Genomic DNA, 15,923 nt, shown 5'->3' with positions numbered 1-15,923 from the left:
TCCCGAAGGCCTCTGCAGGCCCGGAATGACTGCCGCGTTTCCCAGGTTTTAGCCTGGGGGGCGCGGCATTTCGGTATGTCCGCACGTCGGCGCGTCGAACCGCACGCGCCGGGAGGCACAGGAACGAGGACCACATGACCGACCCCGTGACGCTGGACGGCGAGGGCTCGATCGGCGAGTTCGACGAGAAGCGCGCCGAGAACGCCGTACGAGAGCTTCTCATCGCGGTCGGCGAGGACCCGGAGCGTGAGGGCCTGCGGGAGACCCCGGGCCGCGTGGCCAGGGCGTACAAGGAGATATTCGCCGGGCTGTGGCAGCGGCCCGAGGACGTGCTGACGACCACGTTCGACCTCGGGCACGACGAGATGGTGCTCGTGAAGGACATCGAAGTGCTGAGCAGCTGTGAGCACCATCTGGTCCCGTTCGTCGGGGTGGCCCACGTGGGGTACATCCCGTCCGCGGACGGCAAGATCACGGGGCTGTCGAAGCTGGCCCGGCTCGTGGACGTCTACGCCCGCCGGCCGCAGGTGCAGGAGCGGCTCACCACGCAGATCGCCGACTCCCTGATGGAGATCCTGGAGCCGCGCGGCGTGATCGTCGTCGTGGAGTGCGAGCACATGTGCATGTCGATGCGCGGTGTCCGCAAGCCCGGCGCGAAGACCATCACCTCGGCGGTGCGCGGCCAGATGAGGGACCCCGCCACCCGCAACGAGGCGATGAGCCTCATCATGGCGCGCTGAGCCGGCCGGGGCCGCACCGTCCCCACCGGGTGTGCCCTGGTGCGCCCCGCCGGCGTGCCGGCCGGGGCCCCGCGCCGGGGACGGAGCGCGTCGGGCCGCCGCCCGCGTCGTGCGGGTGTCAGGCGGCCGGGGCGGGGCCGCCGTGTTCGTTGTCGTCGTCCTCCGGGAGCTTGCAGACGCGCTCCAGGAAGAAGGCGGCCGCTATGACCGCGATGCCGGCCAGGACCGAGAAACCGGCGTAGATGGCCTGGTCGCGGCGGGCCGGGACGTCCAGGGACTCGAGCAGGAACGCGCCCGCGCCGCCGTACATGCCCGCCACCAGGGCGGCGACCAGGGCGCTCGCCTGGCCGAAGACGACCGCGCGGGCCGCCATCAGCGGGTCGACGCCCTTGGCGCCGGGACGCCGCTCGCGCTGGGCCTTGAGCCGGGCGCGCAGCGAGAGCGCCGTGGACAGCAGCACGACGGCGATCAGGGCCAGCACGATGGGGGCGGCCAGCGGGACGCGGGGCAGTGTCCCCACCGCGTTCCACAGGCGGGCGCCCGCCCAGCACAGCACCCCCGCCACGACGAACACGGCGGCCAGCGTCCTGATCCGCAGCTCTTTCACTTTGCCCCTTCTGTCACCCGCCCCCGGACGGTCGTCCGGCCTCTGGTCGTCCTGACCTTAACGACTACTCGGGCAGCCGGAGTTCCAGGTCGGCGCGGGGCGCGACATCCTCGCGGCCGACGCCGGCGAGGAGCTGCCCCACCGGGCCGCGGCCGGGCAGCTGGGCCTCGGGATCGACGTCGTGCCAGGGGGCGAGGACGAAGGCCCGCTCATGAGCGTGCGGGTGAGGGAGCGTCAGGACCGGGTCGTCCGAGACGACGTCGCCGTACGCGACGATGTCCACGTCGATGGTGCGCGCGCCCCAGCGTTCGTCGCGGACCCGGTCGAAGGCCTCCTCTACCGCGTGCGCCCGCTCCAGGAGCGAGGACGGGGGGAGGGTGGTCCTGAGCACCACGACCGCGTTGAGGTACGAGGGCTGGCTGCCGGGCTCGACGCCCCACGGCTCCGTCTCGTAGACGGGCGAGACCGCTTTGACGCGCACGCCGGGGGTGTCCTCCAGGGCGTCGACGGCGCCCTGGAGGGTCTCCAGCCGGTTGCCCAGGTTCGAGCCGAGCGAGAGGACCGCCCGCTTCGGGTTCTGCAGGGTCGTGTCGGCCGCGTCCACGCGCTCCACCACGGAGGCGGGCACCGGCTGGACCGTCGGGTCGCTCTGGCCTTCGGTGTAGGACGCAGTCATACTCGGCTCCGGGTGATGGTGACGGTCACGTCGTCGAAGGGGACCGTGATCGGCGCGTCCGGCTTGTGGACGCAGACTTCGACCTCCCTTACCCCGTCGTGCTTCAGGCAGGCCTGGGCGATGCGCTCGGCGAGCGTCTCGATGAGGTCGACGGGCTCGCCCTCGACGATGGCCACGACCTCCTCGGCGACGACGCCGTAGTGCACGGTCTTCGTCAGGTCGTCGTCGGCAGCGGCCGGCCGGGTGTCCAGGCCCAGCGACAGGTCCACGATGAAGGGCTGTCCCTCCTCGCGTTCCTTCTGGAAGACACCGTGGTGTCCGCGAGCCTTGAGGCCGCGCAGCGCGACACGATCCACGCGAATCACTCCTGCAATCGTCGGTAGGGCCCGTCGTGCACCGCGTGCGGTCGGCACACCGGCCTGCGGTCGAATCTACCTGCGGGCACTGACAGTGTCGGCCCGCGGGGGCGGGCCCCCACATGACGGTCACGAGGTTTCATCGGGTGTTTCCCCTGGGGAACGCGGCGGCTCACGGGTCGGGAGCGGCCCATACCCGGCGGTTCGTGATTCCAACCACTTCTTGGTCCCGCCGGGGGGCCGGCCCACTCAACCGGGTGTCTCCTCGTCCTCGTCCTCGCCGGACTCGGCGAGGACGGGGGAGGCGTGGTGCGACCAGAGCTTCCAGCCGTCGTCGGTGCGCCGGAAGACGTTCGTGGCGACGACCAGCTGGCCCACCAGCGGGCCGAGCTCGTCGCTGTCGTCGGGTGCGGGGCCGCCGCTGAGGATGTTCTCGGTGCAGGTGACCAGCGCGGTGTCGCCGGCCACGGAGACGTGCACGTCCGTGAGGAAGAACTGGATGTACTCGGTGTTCGCCATGATCAGCGCGTACGAGCGCAGGACCTCGCCGCGGCCGTTCAGGACCGGCCAGCCGGGATGGACGCAGGAGATCCGCGCCTCCTCGCCCTCGACCCCATCCCCGGTGTCGTTGTCGTTGTCGCCGACCGTGTCGAGAGGGGCCAGCCACAGGGACGACAGCCCTTCGAAGTCGCCGGTCTCCAGCGCCTCGTAGAACGCGGTGTTGGCGCGTTCGACCTGCTCGACGTCGGTGCGCGGTGCGCTCACTGGGCTCCCTCGACGGCCCGGGCGACGCGTACCGCGTCGGCGGTGGCCCGTACCTCGTGGACACGGACCGCCCACGCGCCCTGGTGGGCGGCGAGCGCGGAGACGGCGGCGGTGGCTGCGTCCCGTTCGCGGGCCGGCGGCGGGGCGCCCTCGGGACCCGCGAGGACATGGCCGAGGAACCGTTTGCGCGACGCGGCGACCAGGAGTGGACGGCCGAGGCCGGCCAGCCGGTCGAGGTGGGCGAGGAGGGCCAGGTCGTGTGCGGAGTCCTTGGAGAAGCCGAGGCCCGGGTCGACGACGATCCGGTCGGGGCGGACACCTCCGGCCAGAACGGCCTCCACGCGTGCGTGCAGCTCGTCGACGACTTCGGAGACGACGTCCGCGTAGGTGCCCCTGACGTTGCCGCCCTCCAGGAAGCCCCGCCAGTGCATGACCACGAAGGGGGCTCCCGCCGCGGCCACGGCGGAGATCATCGCGGGGTCCGCGAGACCGCCGCTGACGTCGTTGACCAGGGCGGCCCCGGCGGCGAGCGCCTGCTCGGCGACGCTGGCGCGCATCGTGTCCACGGAGACGGTGACGCCCTCGGAGGCCAGGCCCCGCACGACCGGGACGACTCGCTTGAGCTCCTCCGCCTCGTCGACGCGGGACGCGCCGGGGCGGGTGGACTCGCCGCCGACGTCCACCAGGTCGGCGCCCTCGGTGACCAGGTGGAGGCCGTGTTTGACGGCGGCCGTCGTGTCGAACCAGCGTCCGCCGTCCGAGAAGGAATCGGGCGTGACGTTGACGACTCCCATGACCGCGCAGCGGTCCCAGGTCGGCAGTCCCGCGACGTGGCCGCGCCGGCGCTCAGTGCTCATACGACCAGCCTAGGCCTCCGGTGCGGGCCGGAATCCTCTGCGGGTCGCCCCCGGCCGGGGGCGACGGACGGTCGCGCGGCGGGTACGGGCCGCTTCTGCGGGCCCTCCCCGGCGTGCGGGCCCGCGGCGGTGCGGGCGAGGGCCCCCTGGCCGGCGGGAGGGGCCCTCGTGCGCGTCCGGACCGGCGGTCAGGCGGCTCTGACCCCGCGCTCCGTCACCCCGTGCGCGCAGGGGCGCGGGGCCCGGACGCGGCGGCGGAGCAGACCGGGCAGGGCCAGGTTCAGGAAGCCCTCCGCCTGCATGGCGGCGAAGCCGATGCGGGGAAGGTCGCGGGAGGAGCCGTAGACGACGAAGCGGGGCTCCCAGCGCGGGCGGAACTTGGCGTTGAACTTGTACAGGGACTCGATCTGGAACCAGCGGGAGAGGAAGACCAGCAGTCCTCGCCAGGCGCGCAGCACGGGCCCCGCGCCGATCTTCTCGCCGCGTGCCAGCGCGGAGCGGAACATGGCGAAGTTGAGCGAGATCCGCGCGACGCCGAGCCGGGGGGAGGCCTCCAGGGCGGCCACGATGAGGAGCTCGTTCATGCCGGGGTCGGCGGCGCGGTCGCGTCGCATGAGGTCCAGGGAGACCCCGTCGGTGCCCCACGGGACGAAGTGGAGGACGGCCTTCAGGTCGCCGTAAGGGCCGGGGACGTCGTCGGCCTTGTGAGCGGTGGCGATCAGGCAGTCGCCGTCGGACGGGTCGCCGATGCGGCCGAGCGCCATGGAGAAGCCGCGTTCGGTGTCCGTGCCGCGCCAGGCCTCCGAGGCGCGGCGTATCCGGTCCAGTTCGCCCTCGCTCAGGTCACGGATGCGCCGCACCCGGGTCTCGTAGCCGGCCCGTTCGATGCGTTTGACCATCTGGCGCACGTTGCGCATCGCGCGCCCGGACAGGGAGAAATCCGCGACGTCCACCACCGCCTCGTCGCCCAGTTCGAGGGCGTCCAGGCCGGTCTCGCGGGTCCACACCTCACCGCCCGTCTCGGAGCAGCCCATCACCGCCGGGGTCCAGGAGTGGGCCTTGGCCTCGTCCATGAAGCGCTCGATGGCGCCGGGCCAGGCCTCGACGTCCCCGATGGGGTCGCCGCTGGCCAGCATGACCCCGGAGACGACGCGGTAGGTGACGGCCGCCTTGCCGCTGGGCGAGAACACGACGGCCTTGTCCCGGCGGAGCGCGAAGTGACCGAGCGAGTCGCGTCCGCCGTGCTTGTCGAGCAGGCTCCGCAGCCGCGTCTCGTCGTCCTCCGTGAGGCGGGCGGCGGGGTGTTCGGGACGGAAGGCCAGATAGATCGTCGTGACGGCGGTCAGCCAGCCGAGGGCGCCGAGCGAGAACGCGACCGTCCAGGAGGTGGGTCCGGCGTAGTCGACGGGGCCCTCGAAGCCGATCAGGCCGTAGAGCACATGGGCGATGCGGTCGGCCAGACTCGGATCGCCGACCATGCGGTCCTCGTGGACGCTGACGATGACCAGTCCGAGGACGAGGGAACCGGCGCCCATGAGGACGAAGTTCGCGAGCGCCCGCCAGCGGCTGCGCGGGTCGGGCAGCGCCTCGAACTCGCTCCGGTGGCGCAGCAGGGGTGCCAGCAGCGCGAGCGAGATGACGACGCCGATGAGCGAATGGCGGTACGCGAACTGCGCGACGGCGCCGGCCGGCAGCAGGACGACGGCGGCGCGCCACGCCCGGCGCTTGCGGCGCCGCAGTCCGTGGGCGAGGAGCAGGAGGAGCACGCCCGCGCTGAGCGACAGCGCCGCGGCGAAGGGGCCGAACGAGCCCGGCAGCACCTCGGCCAGGGCGTGCATACGGCTGCGCCGGAAGCGCGGGAAGACGCCGGCGGCGATGTCCAGGACCCCTACGAGTGTGCAGGCCCTGGCGACGAGGGCGGGGACGGCCTCAGGGCGGGGACCACGGACTATGCGCCGCGTCCCACCTGTTCGGTCTGGAACCCCACCCGACATTTCCCCATCTATCCTGACAGACATCGCATCCCGTAGTTCTGCGAGAGACCTTGATTCCGGTCCCATTCCGGCATCCGGCGACATTGCGCCCTCTAGGACGGTGTCTTGGGGGGTCAGGTTCACTCCCCATCGGAAAGCCGGTTCAAAAGGCAAGGAAAGTCCGGGGCAAGCTCCTGCGAAGGCGCGGAGCGGGCCCGGGACGGGAAGCGCAGGCGGAACAGCCCATGGGTCTCACAAGCAACAAGGTGCTGGTGCTGGCGATCTTGTTCGCCGTGCTGCTGTTCGTCGGCACGGTGTGGTGGTGGCCACGGCTGGCGCGGCGCGGCTGGCGGGCCGTCGGCGGACGGATCGGCATGCTCCTGGTCACCCAGCTGGCCGTCTTCGTCTCCCTCGGGCTGTTCGCCAACCAGGCCTTCGGGTTCTACGCGACCTGGGCCGACCTCTTCGGCCAGGAGAGCGGTCAGGGCGTGGTGGTCGACCACTCGGGCCGGGAGGGGGCCGGCGGTCCCCTCCAGGTGGTCGACACCCGGCAGGTCAACGTGTCGGGCGGTGCCCGGCCACAGGTCGGCGGGCAGATCCAGAAGGTCGACATCGTCGGCCGTACGAGCCGCATCGCGACCCCCGCCTACGTGTACCTGCCCCCCGAGTACTTCCAGTCGCGCTACCGCACCCGCACCTTCCCGGCGGCCGTGGTCCTCACCGGGTACCCGGGCACCGCGGAAGCGCTCATCAAGGGGCTGCACTACCCGCAGACGGCCCATGAACTGGCCAAGGACGGCAGGATGCAGCCGATGATCCTGGTCATGATGCGGCCCACGGTCGCGCCGCCGCGGGACACCGAGTGCGTCGACATCCCGGGCGGACCCCAGACCGAGTCCTTCTTCGCGCGGGACCTTCCCGAGGTGGTCGCGGCCCACTACAGGGTGGGCAAGAAGCCCGGGAGCTGGGGGATCATCGGCGACTCCACGGGCGGGTACTGCGCGCTGAAGCTGGCCGTGCACCACCCCGGGACGTACGCCGCCGCGGCGGGCCTGTCGCCTTACTACAGGGCGCCGATCGACCCGACGACGGGCGACCTCTTCCACGGGAACCGCCTGCTGCGCAACGCGGCCGACCTGCGCTGGTACCTGCGGCACAACCCGGCGCCCACCACGTCGTTGCTGGTCACCAGCAGCAAGGTGGGCGAGCACAACTACCGGGACACGCTGCGGTTCATCGACCAGGTGAAGGCCACGGGGCGGACCGGGATCGCGTCGATCATCCTCGACAGCGGCGGTCACAACTTCAACACGTGGCGGAGGGAGATCCCGGGGACGCTGCAGTGGATCAGCGGGATGCTCAGCGACCGCTGACGTTCCGTCCGGGAGCGCCGGCGGGGCGCTCCCGGAGGGCTGCCGACGGTCTCCCGGGGGCCGTGCCGACGGCTCCCGCCGAGCGGGGGACCGGAACCGCGGAGAAGATCAGGAGAATTCCCGTCGACCGTTTCGCGCCACGTTCCGCGGCCCTTACGCCGTCCATTCGAGGAGAAACGCGATCCGGAAGGGCCTTTCGGAATGACGCGCGTCCGGACGGCCCGTCAGGACGGCCGGTGCGGACGGCCGGTCCGGACCAGGGGGCCGGGACGTAGCGGCTGATCAGCAGCCGCGAAGGGCCGCGGGCCCCCGGGGCACCCGCCTCCGGTGGGTACGCGGTGGTCCTTCCGGGGTGAGTGATCTCCTCCGGGGCCGCCGGGGTGTCATGAAGGTTTCGGGGTGGCTGTGTTTTTACCGGGCGGGGCTCCACGATTCGCCTACGCGCGGTAAGTTTCTGGCCATGCCACGTGGACGTCATCGCCATTCCCCGCCTCTGCACAGGCTGCTGCCTCCCTCGGCGATCGCGGGCGTCTCGCTCGTCTGCGCCGTGGGGCCCTGGCTGTTCACGGAGCCAGGTGTGCTCCGCATGCTGGCGGCGGGCGCCGCGGTGACCGCTGTCGCCGGTGCCGTCGTCATGCGCAGCTGGGACACGGCGGCGGGCAAGCGCGTCGCGGATCTCACGCGCGCGCGGGCGAGCGACGAGTGGCGTCACGAGGAGCGCGTCGCCGAACTGGAGACGGACCTCGACGAGTCGCGCGAGCTGCGCGCCAAGCTCGAACGCACGCTGCGGGCCAGGCGGGCGGAGCTGGCGGGTCTGCGCAACGAGCACGCGGCGCTGCTGCGCCGGTACGCCACGGCGGAGACCGAGCGGGCCAGCGCGCTGGAGGGCCGGCGGCTGCTCGAGATAGAGAGCTCGGCTCCGGTGCCCGAGCTGCCCGCGGCGGGGGAACCCGCGGACTCCGAGGGCTCCGTGGACGCCGAGGGCTCCGCGGAGCCGGAGACCGCCGGGACGGCCGACCCGGCGCGGACACCCGAGGACGTGGCCGTCGCGGGCGAGGAGACGGACGCCGAGGTGACCGCGGACGAGGAGGCCGGCGAGGAGCCGGTGTCCGAGGCCGCGGCGTCTGCCGAGGCCGCCGAAGCCTTCTCCCCGGCCGGCTCGTCGCTCTTCCTGCGCGCCGACGCCGCGCTCAGCCGGATCACGGGCGGTGCCGCGGAGGCCGGCGCGGACGGCGACGCGCGCGACGACCATGACGACCACGCCGCTTCCCCGGGCGCCGACTCCACCGAAACCCCCGAAGCCACCGAGGCCGACGGCGACGCTCACGCGGACGCCGACGCGGAGTCCGACACGGCCGTCGGCACGGAGTCCGAGGCGGACGCCGGCACCGGACCGAGCGCGGAGTCCGACCCCGAGCCGGACCCCGACCCGGAGGCCGAGTCCGTCCCGCAGGACGACGAACCCGGCGCCTCCGCGGGTGCCGGGCCCGGCGACTCCCGGGCGGACGGGTCCGCGCACGACGCGCCCGCCGCGCCCCTGAACCCCTCGGACCAGCAGCCCGCGCGCGCCGACGCCACCGACGCCGCCCCGTCCGCGGACGGCTCCGACGAGCAGGCGGCCGGGACCGGTCCGTCCACGGCGTCCGAGGCGGCCGGTGAGCACACGCGCACCGACACCGCGCCGTCGCGGATCCCCGCGCAGACGCCCGCTCCCTCCCCGGTCCACGCGAAGGCGTCTCCGGCGGCCGAGGAGGCGGCCCTGCCGGTGAAGCCCGCCAAGCCGATGCGTCCCTCCGGGCACTTCACCGTGCCGACCGCGGTCGCCGTCGTGCCGACCGCGCCCGCGCGGCGGCCGTCCGTCGAGGGCGGGTTCGACTTCTTCGGCACGCAGCAGGAGACGTCGTCCGACGCGATGGAGTCGGTGCAGAACGAGGACCTCGCGGACGTGGTCGGCCAGGAGGCGCTCGCCCTGCACAAGGCCGAGGCCGAGGCCGGATTCAAGCCCGTCGACGAGGGGTCCCGCGGGGTCGGCCAGGTGATCGACCTGACGGCGCACGACGAGACCGAGCACATCGACGTCGGTGTGCTGCGGAGCGCGGTCTCCTGACCGCGGCTCCCCCCCGCCCGGAACGCCGGGCGTCCGTGACCCCGAGGGCAGTGGCGGCGCGCCACTGCCCTCGACGCCGTCACCGGCCGTGCGCCCCGGCGGCACCCGGGCCGTACGCACCGGACGCACCAGCCGCGCGCACCGGGTGACCACACCAGCCCCCGCGCCGACCTCGCGCGCCACGCCCGTCCAGGCCCTCCACGGCACCTCCCGCGCCGGACCTCCGCGTCAGACCTCGTCCGTCACCCCGTCGAGGCCGTCCGCGCCCTCCACGGCACCTCCCGCGTCGTCCTTCACGGCGCCCTCGGCATCGCCCACCGCATCGCCCTCCGCGGCTGCCGCCATCCAGCGGTCCGGGCGGGCCTCCCGGCGCCCCGTCCGTGACCGGTCCGCCTGCGCCCGGAGCAGCTCCGTGGCCTCCTGGGCGCCACGCAGGCGCGCTGTCACCGTCTCGTCGGCCCCCGTGTCCACATGCACGTCGGCGAGGCCGTGGAGGCGCTTCCAGGGCCCCTGCGTCAGGCGGATGCTCTGGACCTTCGCATGCGGTACGAGGGAGAGGTTGCGGCGCAGCAGGCCGTGGCGCGCGGCGAACACCGTGTCGGTGACGGCGAGTCCGTACCCCCGCCACCAGAACGGCACGCGCCATCCGGCACGGCGCGGCGGCCGGGCCGGGGCGGGCGGCACCGTCACCCCCGGCAGGACGCCCGCGATCACGGACTCGGCGACCTCGCGCGGGGCGACCGGCACCAGGACGGAGTTGGACGACCCGGCCACGTCCAGCTCGACCCGTACCCACCCGCGCCGCCGCCACAGCAGCGGCTCGATGATCCGTACGGTCTGCACGCGCCCCGGCGGCACCGTCTCATGGGTGCGGTCGAGCAGGCCGTGGTCGATGCGCAGGCCGTCGGGGGAGTCGCCGACCGTCCAGTCGTACTCGCCGACGAACCGGCCCACGCTGCTCGCGCCCGCGGCGCCGAGCAGCGGCACCCCGGTGGCGAGGACCGACCACACGCTGTGGGTGGCGAACCAGAGCACCGGCGGCACGACGAGCGCGGCGGCCAGGGAGCCCCAGGTCGCGCCGGTGAGGACCAGCGAGACGGCCAGGACGCCCGGCGGGACGTGCAGCAGCCGGCGCACCGGGGCCTCGCCGACCTCGCGCGCCGTCCCGGGGGCGAAGCCGGCCGCGCGGGCGAGGAGTTCGGCGCGCAGGGCGCGGGCGTCGTCCTCGCCGAGGAAGGCGAGCTCGTCCTTCTTGTGGGCGCCGACGACGTCGAGTTTGAGTTTGGTGACGCCCGCCACGCGGGCCAGCAGCGGCTGGGTGACGTCGACGGCCTGCAGGCGGTCGAGCCGGATGTGCGCGGTCCGCCGGAAGAACAGGCCGGTGCGGATGCGCAGTTCGGTCTCGGTCACCGCGAAGTGGGTGAACCACCAGCTGAGAAAGCCGTAGAGGGCGGCCGCCGGGACGATCACGGCGAGCCCGATGAGCAGGGCCGTCGTCGTCAGCCGGGTCAGCTGCTCCTGCGCCTGGTCGGGGTCGTGCACGGCCCACCCGGCTATCACGGCGACGGGCGCCCAGGCCCGCCGGAACGGCGTCACGGGATGCAGCCGCCGCTCGACCAGCGGCCTCTCCTCCCGGACGAGGTCCCGGGGGTCCGGCGCCGGCGTGGTCACAGTCCCGCCGATCGGGCCTCGCCCAGTTCGGTCAGCCGGTCGCGCAGCCGCTCGGCCTCGGCCGGGTGCAGGCCCGGGATGCGGGCGTCCGTCGCGGCGGCCGCCGTGTGCAGCTGCACGCTCGCGAGCCCGAAGTGCCGCTCGACGGGTCCGGAGGTCACCTCGACCAGCTGCATCCGGCCGTACGGCACCACGGTCTCCTCGCGGAACAGCACCCCGCGGCTGATGAGCAGGTCGTCCGCGCGCTCGGCGTACCGCCAGGAGCGCCAGTTGCGGCCCAGCATCCGCCATCCCCACGCCGTCAGGGCGAGCGGGAGCAGGGCGAAGAGCGCCCAGACCGGCCCCGCGAGCAGCCCCGGCAGGAGGGCGACGGCGACCGTCAGCAGCCCCAGCCACACCACCAGCAACAGCCGGCGCATCCGCAGCAGGCCCGGCGGGAGCCCGGTCCAGACCGGCTCCGCGGCGGTGTCGGGCGCGGCTTCCGTGCTCCGCTTTTCCATGCCGCAAGGGTACGTACGCCAGACTGTGTGCATGACTCCCAAGACGGAGACCACCATCGGTATCGGCGGCGCCGCGGAAAGCACCGACATGGTGCTCAACATCGGGCCCCAGCACCCGTCGACACACGGCGTGCTGCGGCTGCGGCTCGTGCTCGACGGCGAACGCATCCAGCACGCGGAGCCGGTGATCGGCTATATGCACCGCGGCGCGGAGAAGCTGTTCGAGGCACGCGACTACCGCCAGATCGTCATGCTCGCCAACCGCCACGACTGGCTCTCGGCGTTCTCGAACGAGCTGGGCGTGGTGCTCGCCGTGGAGCGGATGCTCGGCATGGAGGTCCCCGAGCGCGCGGTGTGGCTGCGCACGCTGCTCGCGGAGCTCAACCGCGTCCTCAACCATCTGATGTTCCTGGGCTCCTACCCCCTGGAGCTGGGCGGGATCACGCCGATCTTCTACGCGTTCACCGAGCGCGAGGAGCTCCAGCACGTGATGGAGGAGATCTCCGGCGGGCGCATGCACTACATGTTCAACCGGGTCGGGGGCCTCAAGGAGGACCTCCCCGCCGGCTGGACCACCCGCGCGCGCGGCGCCGTCACCGCCCTGCGCTCGCGGATGGGCGTGTACGACGACCTGGTGCTCGGCAACGAGATCTTCCGGGGGCGCACGCGGGACGTCGGCGTCCTCGCGCCGGCGGCCGTGCACGCGTACGGCGTGAGCGGACCCATCGCGCGCGCCTCGGGGGTCGACTTCGACCTGCGCCGGGACGAGCCGTATCTCGCGTACGGGGAGCTCCAGGACACCCTGAAGGTCGTCACACGGCAGGAGGGCGACTGCCTGGCGCGCTTCGAGTGCCTCCTGGAGCAGACGCACAACGCGCTCGACCTCGCGGACGCCTGTCTCGACCGGCTGGCCGAGCTGCCGCCCGGGCCGGTCAACCAGCGCCTCCCCAAGGTCCTCAAGGCGCCCGAGGGCCACACGTACGCGTGGACCGAGAACCCCCTCGGGATCAACGGCTACTACCTGGTCAGCAAGGGCGAGAAGACCCCGTACCGGCTGAAGCTGCGCTCGGCCTCGTACAACAACATCCAGGCGCTGACCGAGCTGCTGCCCGGCACGCTGGTCGCGGACATGGTGGCGATCCTCGGATCACTGTTCTTCGTGGTCGGCGACATCGACAAGTAGGGCGTCGAACCGGGCGCGGTCGCCGGGCCGGTCCGCCCCCACCGGCTGGAGCAGCCAGCCGAAGTCGCCCAGGCCGCCGGGCGCGGTGAGCTCGGCGGCCTCCCCGGCGCTCGCGAGGGCGCGCACGTAGGCGGCGGGATCGCCGGAGGCCAGCGCGAGCGGCGGCCGGGCTCCGCTCACGCCCAGCGCGCGCAGCGCGGCCCGCTGGGTCACCACCCGCCCCCCGGGCAGCAGACACGCGTCGAGGGCGACGTGCGCCGTGATGTCGCACGACCCGTCGGGCACCGGGCGCGTCTCCCGGCCCTCCCGGAAGCCCGTGAGCGTCCCGAAGGGCGGCCGGGCGGCGGCGGGGTGGGCGTAGTCGGCGGCGACGGCCAGACCGCGGTCGAGGGTGGCCACGGCCCCGGCCCAGGCGGTGTCCCTGGGGAGCCCGATCTCGGCGCGGGTCCCCTCGCCGGACGCCGGCCACCAGTCCCGCAGCCAGCGCGCCCCGGGCCCGGTGACGGGCTCCCCGAGCCGCTCGGAGCCGTCCTCGGCCCGTACGAGGACCAGCCGCCGTACGCCCTCGGGGTCCACCTCCGCCACGTCCACCGGCACGTTGTCCAGCCACTCGTTGGCGAAGAGCAGCCCGGTGATCCCGCGCGGGGGCTCCGCCAGCCACTCGATGCCGGGGCCGAGTCCGGCGGGGCGGCCGGCGTGTTCGACGGCGTACCCGCGGGTGCGGGCGGCCACGTCGGCGGGGAGGGCGGCGAGGACACCCGTCACGAGTTCGCCGTGACCGGCCCCCATGTCGACGAAGCCGAGCGCGGCGGGTCGGCCGAGGGCCTCGTCGACCCGGCACAGCAGCCGCGCCACGGCCGCCGCGAAGAGCGGGGACGCGTGCACCGACGTCCGGAAGTGGCCCGCCGGCCCCTCGGGCCCGCGGTAGAAGCCCGCCGGGCCGTACAGCGCCTCCCGCGTCGCCTCGCGCCAGCCCCGCCACTCGCCCGCCGTCTCTTGGGTCACCGGCTCAGACTAGGCGCCGGGAACGGGGGAGCCTCCACCTTGGGGAGTACGAGCACCGCTCCCGGATCGGCCCTCCGGTTGACCCCTGCACACTGCACGCTTCCCTACTCTGGGTTACGTGCAGCGCCTTTATGACTTCCTCCGCAGACACCCGACGTGGGTCGACGGCTTCTGGGCCGTCGTCCTGTTCGGGATCTCCGCCGTGAGCCTCACCAATGTCAACGGCGCTGCGAGCCACCACGGGTCGCGTGCGACGGCCCTCCCGATCGCCGTGATCCTGAGCCTCGTCGTGGCGCTGCGCCGCCGCATGCCCGAGAAGATGCTCGTCCTGGCGGCCGCGATGGGCCTCGCGCAGCTGATCCTGGACGTCGAGGTGGTGCCCGCCGACTTCGCGATGCTGGTGATCATCTACACCGTCGCCGCGGACGGCGCCCGCTGGGCCTCCCGCTTCGCGCTGGCCGGCGGTCTGTGCGCGGCGACCCTCTCCCAGATCCGCTGGCCCCAGACGGACTCCAGCTCGCTGGGCAACGTCCTGATAGCCGTCTTCCAGACGGTGCCGTTCGCGCTCGCCTGGGTCCTCGGCGACTCCATCCGCACCCGCCGGGCCTATCTCGCCCAACTGGAGGAGCGCGCCGCCCGGCTGGAGAAGGAGCGCGAGGCACAGGCCAAGGTCGCCGTCGCCGCCGAGCGCGCCCGGATCGCCCGCGAGCTGCACGACGTGGTCGCGCACAACGTGTCGGTGATGGTGGTCCAGGCCGACGGCGCCGCCTACGTCATGGACACCGCCCCCGAGCAGGCGAGGAAGGCCCTGGAGACCATCTCCGGGACCGGCCGGCAGGCGCTCGCCGAGATGCGCCGCCTGCTCGGCGTCCTGCGCACCGGCGAACACCAGGAGGTCGGCGAGTACGTGCCGCAGCCCGACGTGGAGCAGCTCGACGACCTCATCGAGCAGTGCCGCACCTCGGGGCTGCCCGTCGACTTCAAGGTCGAGGGCACACCGCGCCCCCTGCCCAGCGGCGTGGAGCTCACCGCGTACCGCATCGTGCAGGAGGCGCTCACCAACACGCGCAAGCACGGGGGCCCGAACACCGGCGCGAGCGTGCGGCTGGTCTACTTCGACGACGGCCTCGGCCTGCTCGTCGAGGACGACGGCAAGGGCGCGCCCCACGAGCTGTACGAGGAGGGGGGCGCCGACGGGCAGGGGCACGGTCTGATCGGGATGCGTGAGCGGGTCGGGATGGTGGGCGGCACCCTGGACGCGGGACCGCGCCCCGGTGGAGGCTTCCGCATCAGCGCCCTGCTGCCGCTCAAGCCCGCGCACTGACACCTGTACACGTGCCGAACCGCGGGCACGTCCGATCCGTAGGCAAGTCAAGTGAGTGAAGTGAGTGAAGTGAAGGGACTCCGATGGCGATCCGCGTGATGCTCGTCGACGACCAGGTGCTGCTGCGCACCGGTTTCCGGATGGTGCTCGCCGCCCAGCCGGACATGGAGGTCGTGGCCGAGGCGGGCGACGGGGTCGAGGCCCTCCAGGTGCTGCGGGCGACGGCCGTCGACGTGGTGCTGATGGACGTCCGCATGCCGAAGCTGGACGGGGTGGAGACCACCCGCCGGATCTGCTCGGAGCCGGACCCGCCGAAGGTGCTGATCCTCACCACCTTCGACCTGGACGAGTACGCCTTCTCCGGGCTGAAGGCGGGTGCCTCGGGCTTCATGCTCAAGGACGTGCCGCCCGGCGAGCTGCTCACCGCGATCCGCTCCGTGCACAGCGGGGACGCGGTGGTCGCGCCGTCCACCACCCGGCGCCTGCTCGACCGCTTCGCGCCGATGCTGCCCAACGCCGGCAAGGAGCCCCGGCACAAGGGGCTGGAGCGGCTGACCGACCGCGAGCGCGAGGTGATGATCCTGGTCGCGCAGGGTCTGTCGAACGGTGAGATCGCCGCCCGTCTCGTGCTCTCCGAGGCGACGGTGAAGACCCATGTGGGCCGCATCCTGACGAAGCTGGGGCTGCGGGACCGGGTGCAGGTGGTGGTCCTCGCCTACGAGACCGGGCTGGTCCGGGCGGGCGGGCACCGCTGATCCTCCGGCGGCGGGCCGGGCGGGCCGGGCG

Annotated in this window: 15 protein-coding genes; 6 read left to right on the top strand and 9 right to left on the bottom strand. The window is 73.3% G+C overall.

The window, feature by feature from the left end; genetic code table 11:
* Positions 1 to 134: 134 nt before the first annotated feature.
* On the top strand, positions 135 to 740 hold the full coding sequence (folE, locus tag OG776_RS19910; protein ID WP_148012311.1) for a GTP cyclohydrolase I FolE: 606 nt from the start codon (positions 135 to 137) through the stop codon (positions 738 to 740).
* A 118-nt stretch (positions 741 to 858) separates the two neighbouring features.
* Here folE and OG776_RS19905 read toward each other — a convergent pair whose 3' ends face one another.
* From OG776_RS19905 to OG776_RS19880, 6 genes are all read right to left on the bottom strand, one after another.
* Positions 859 to 1,347: a DUF3180 domain-containing protein gene (locus OG776_RS19905; protein ID WP_148012310.1), complete on the bottom strand. Its 489-nt coding sequence runs from the start codon at positions 1,345 to 1,347 to the stop codon at positions 859 to 861.
* Between the two features lie 64 nt (positions 1,348 to 1,411).
* A complete protein-coding gene (gene folK, locus OG776_RS19900; RefSeq protein ID WP_148012309.1) occupies positions 1,412 to 2,023 on the bottom strand; it encodes a 2-amino-4-hydroxy-6-hydroxymethyldihydropteridine diphosphokinase in 612 nt (203 codons plus the stop codon).
* Positions 2,020 to 2,379 (bottom strand): dihydroneopterin aldolase, encoded by a 360-nt coding sequence (gene folB / locus OG776_RS19895; protein ID WP_148012308.1) that lies wholly within the window; start codon positions 2,377 to 2,379, stop codon positions 2,020 to 2,022. Before folB ends, folK begins: the two co-directional genes overlap by 4 nt.
* A 249-nt stretch (positions 2,380 to 2,628) precedes the next feature.
* Positions 2,629 to 3,144 carry a nuclear transport factor 2 family protein gene (locus OG776_RS19890; protein WP_329321954.1) on the bottom strand — a complete coding sequence of 172 codons (516 nt, stop codon included), beginning with the start codon at positions 3,142 to 3,144 and terminating at the stop codon, positions 2,629 to 2,631.
* Positions 3,141 to 4,001 carry a dihydropteroate synthase gene (gene folP, locus OG776_RS19885; protein WP_148012306.1) on the bottom strand — a complete coding sequence of 287 codons (861 nt, stop codon included), beginning with the start codon at positions 3,999 to 4,001 and terminating at the stop codon, positions 3,141 to 3,143. Before folP ends, OG776_RS19890 begins: the two co-directional genes overlap by 4 nt.
* A 188-nt stretch (positions 4,002 to 4,189) precedes the next feature.
* Complete coding sequence (locus tag OG776_RS19880) at positions 4,190 to 5,995, bottom strand: phosphatidylglycerol lysyltransferase domain-containing protein (RefSeq protein ID WP_329321952.1); 1,806 nt, start codon at positions 5,993 to 5,995, stop codon at positions 4,190 to 4,192.
* A gap of 224 nt (positions 5,996 to 6,219) precedes the next feature.
* Between OG776_RS19880 and OG776_RS19875 the strand changes: the two genes are divergently transcribed.
* Positions 6,220 to 7,347, top strand: a complete 1,128-nt coding sequence (locus tag OG776_RS19875; RefSeq protein ID WP_148012304.1) for an alpha/beta hydrolase — start codon at positions 6,220 to 6,222, stop codon at positions 7,345 to 7,347.
* 460 nt (positions 7,348 to 7,807) lie between these two features.
* Positions 7,808 to 9,454 carry a hypothetical protein gene (locus tag OG776_RS19870; protein WP_329321949.1) on the top strand — a complete coding sequence of 549 codons (1,647 nt, stop codon included), beginning with the start codon at positions 7,808 to 7,810 and terminating at the stop codon, positions 9,452 to 9,454.
* A 228-nt stretch (positions 9,455 to 9,682) separates the two neighbouring features.
* Here OG776_RS19870 and OG776_RS19865 read toward each other — a convergent pair whose 3' ends face one another.
* Positions 9,683 to 11,125, bottom strand: coding sequence for a PH domain-containing protein (locus tag OG776_RS19865; RefSeq protein WP_329321947.1), 1,443 nt, complete (start codon positions 11,123 to 11,125; stop codon positions 9,683 to 9,685).
* Positions 11,122 to 11,625, bottom strand: coding sequence for a PH domain-containing protein (locus OG776_RS19860; RefSeq protein ID WP_148012302.1), 504 nt, complete (start codon positions 11,623 to 11,625; stop codon positions 11,122 to 11,124). The genes OG776_RS19865 and OG776_RS19860 overlap by 4 nt, the downstream gene beginning before the upstream one ends.
* 31 nt (positions 11,626 to 11,656) lie before the next feature.
* On the opposite strand from OG776_RS19860, the gene OG776_RS19855 reads away from it, so the two are divergent.
* A complete protein-coding gene (locus OG776_RS19855; RefSeq protein WP_148012301.1) occupies positions 11,657 to 12,808 on the top strand; it encodes an NADH-quinone oxidoreductase subunit D in 1,152 nt (383 codons plus the stop codon).
* Here the strand turns inward: OG776_RS19855 and OG776_RS19850 are convergent.
* Positions 12,773 to 13,813, bottom strand: a complete 1,041-nt coding sequence (locus tag OG776_RS19850) for an SAM-dependent methyltransferase (RefSeq protein ID WP_329321944.1) — start codon at positions 13,811 to 13,813, stop codon at positions 12,773 to 12,775. The two genes, OG776_RS19855 and OG776_RS19850, sit on opposite strands and share 36 nt — an antisense overlap.
* Before the next feature lie 118 nt (positions 13,814 to 13,931).
* Between OG776_RS19850 and OG776_RS19845 the strand changes: the two genes are divergently transcribed.
* Both OG776_RS19845 and OG776_RS19840 read left to right on the top strand, forming a co-directional pair.
* The gene (locus OG776_RS19845) at positions 13,932 to 15,137 is read left to right on the top strand and encodes a sensor histidine kinase (RefSeq protein ID WP_329321941.1); all 1,206 of its coding nucleotides are present in this window, start codon (positions 13,932 to 13,934) and stop codon (positions 15,135 to 15,137) included.
* An 83-nt stretch (positions 15,138 to 15,220) separates the two neighbouring features.
* Positions 15,221 to 15,892 carry a response regulator transcription factor gene (locus OG776_RS19840; protein ID WP_148012298.1) on the top strand — a complete coding sequence of 224 codons (672 nt, stop codon included), beginning with the start codon at positions 15,221 to 15,223 and terminating at the stop codon, positions 15,890 to 15,892.
* Positions 15,893 to 15,923: the final 31 nt, after the last annotated feature.

This window comes from Streptomyces sp. NBC_01689, from assembly GCF_036250675.1.
Classification (GTDB): domain Bacteria; phylum Actinomycetota; class Actinomycetes; order Streptomycetales; family Streptomycetaceae; genus Streptomyces.
Note: the sequence above shows the minus strand (reverse complement) of the source record. Positions and strands in the feature narration are given on the sequence as shown.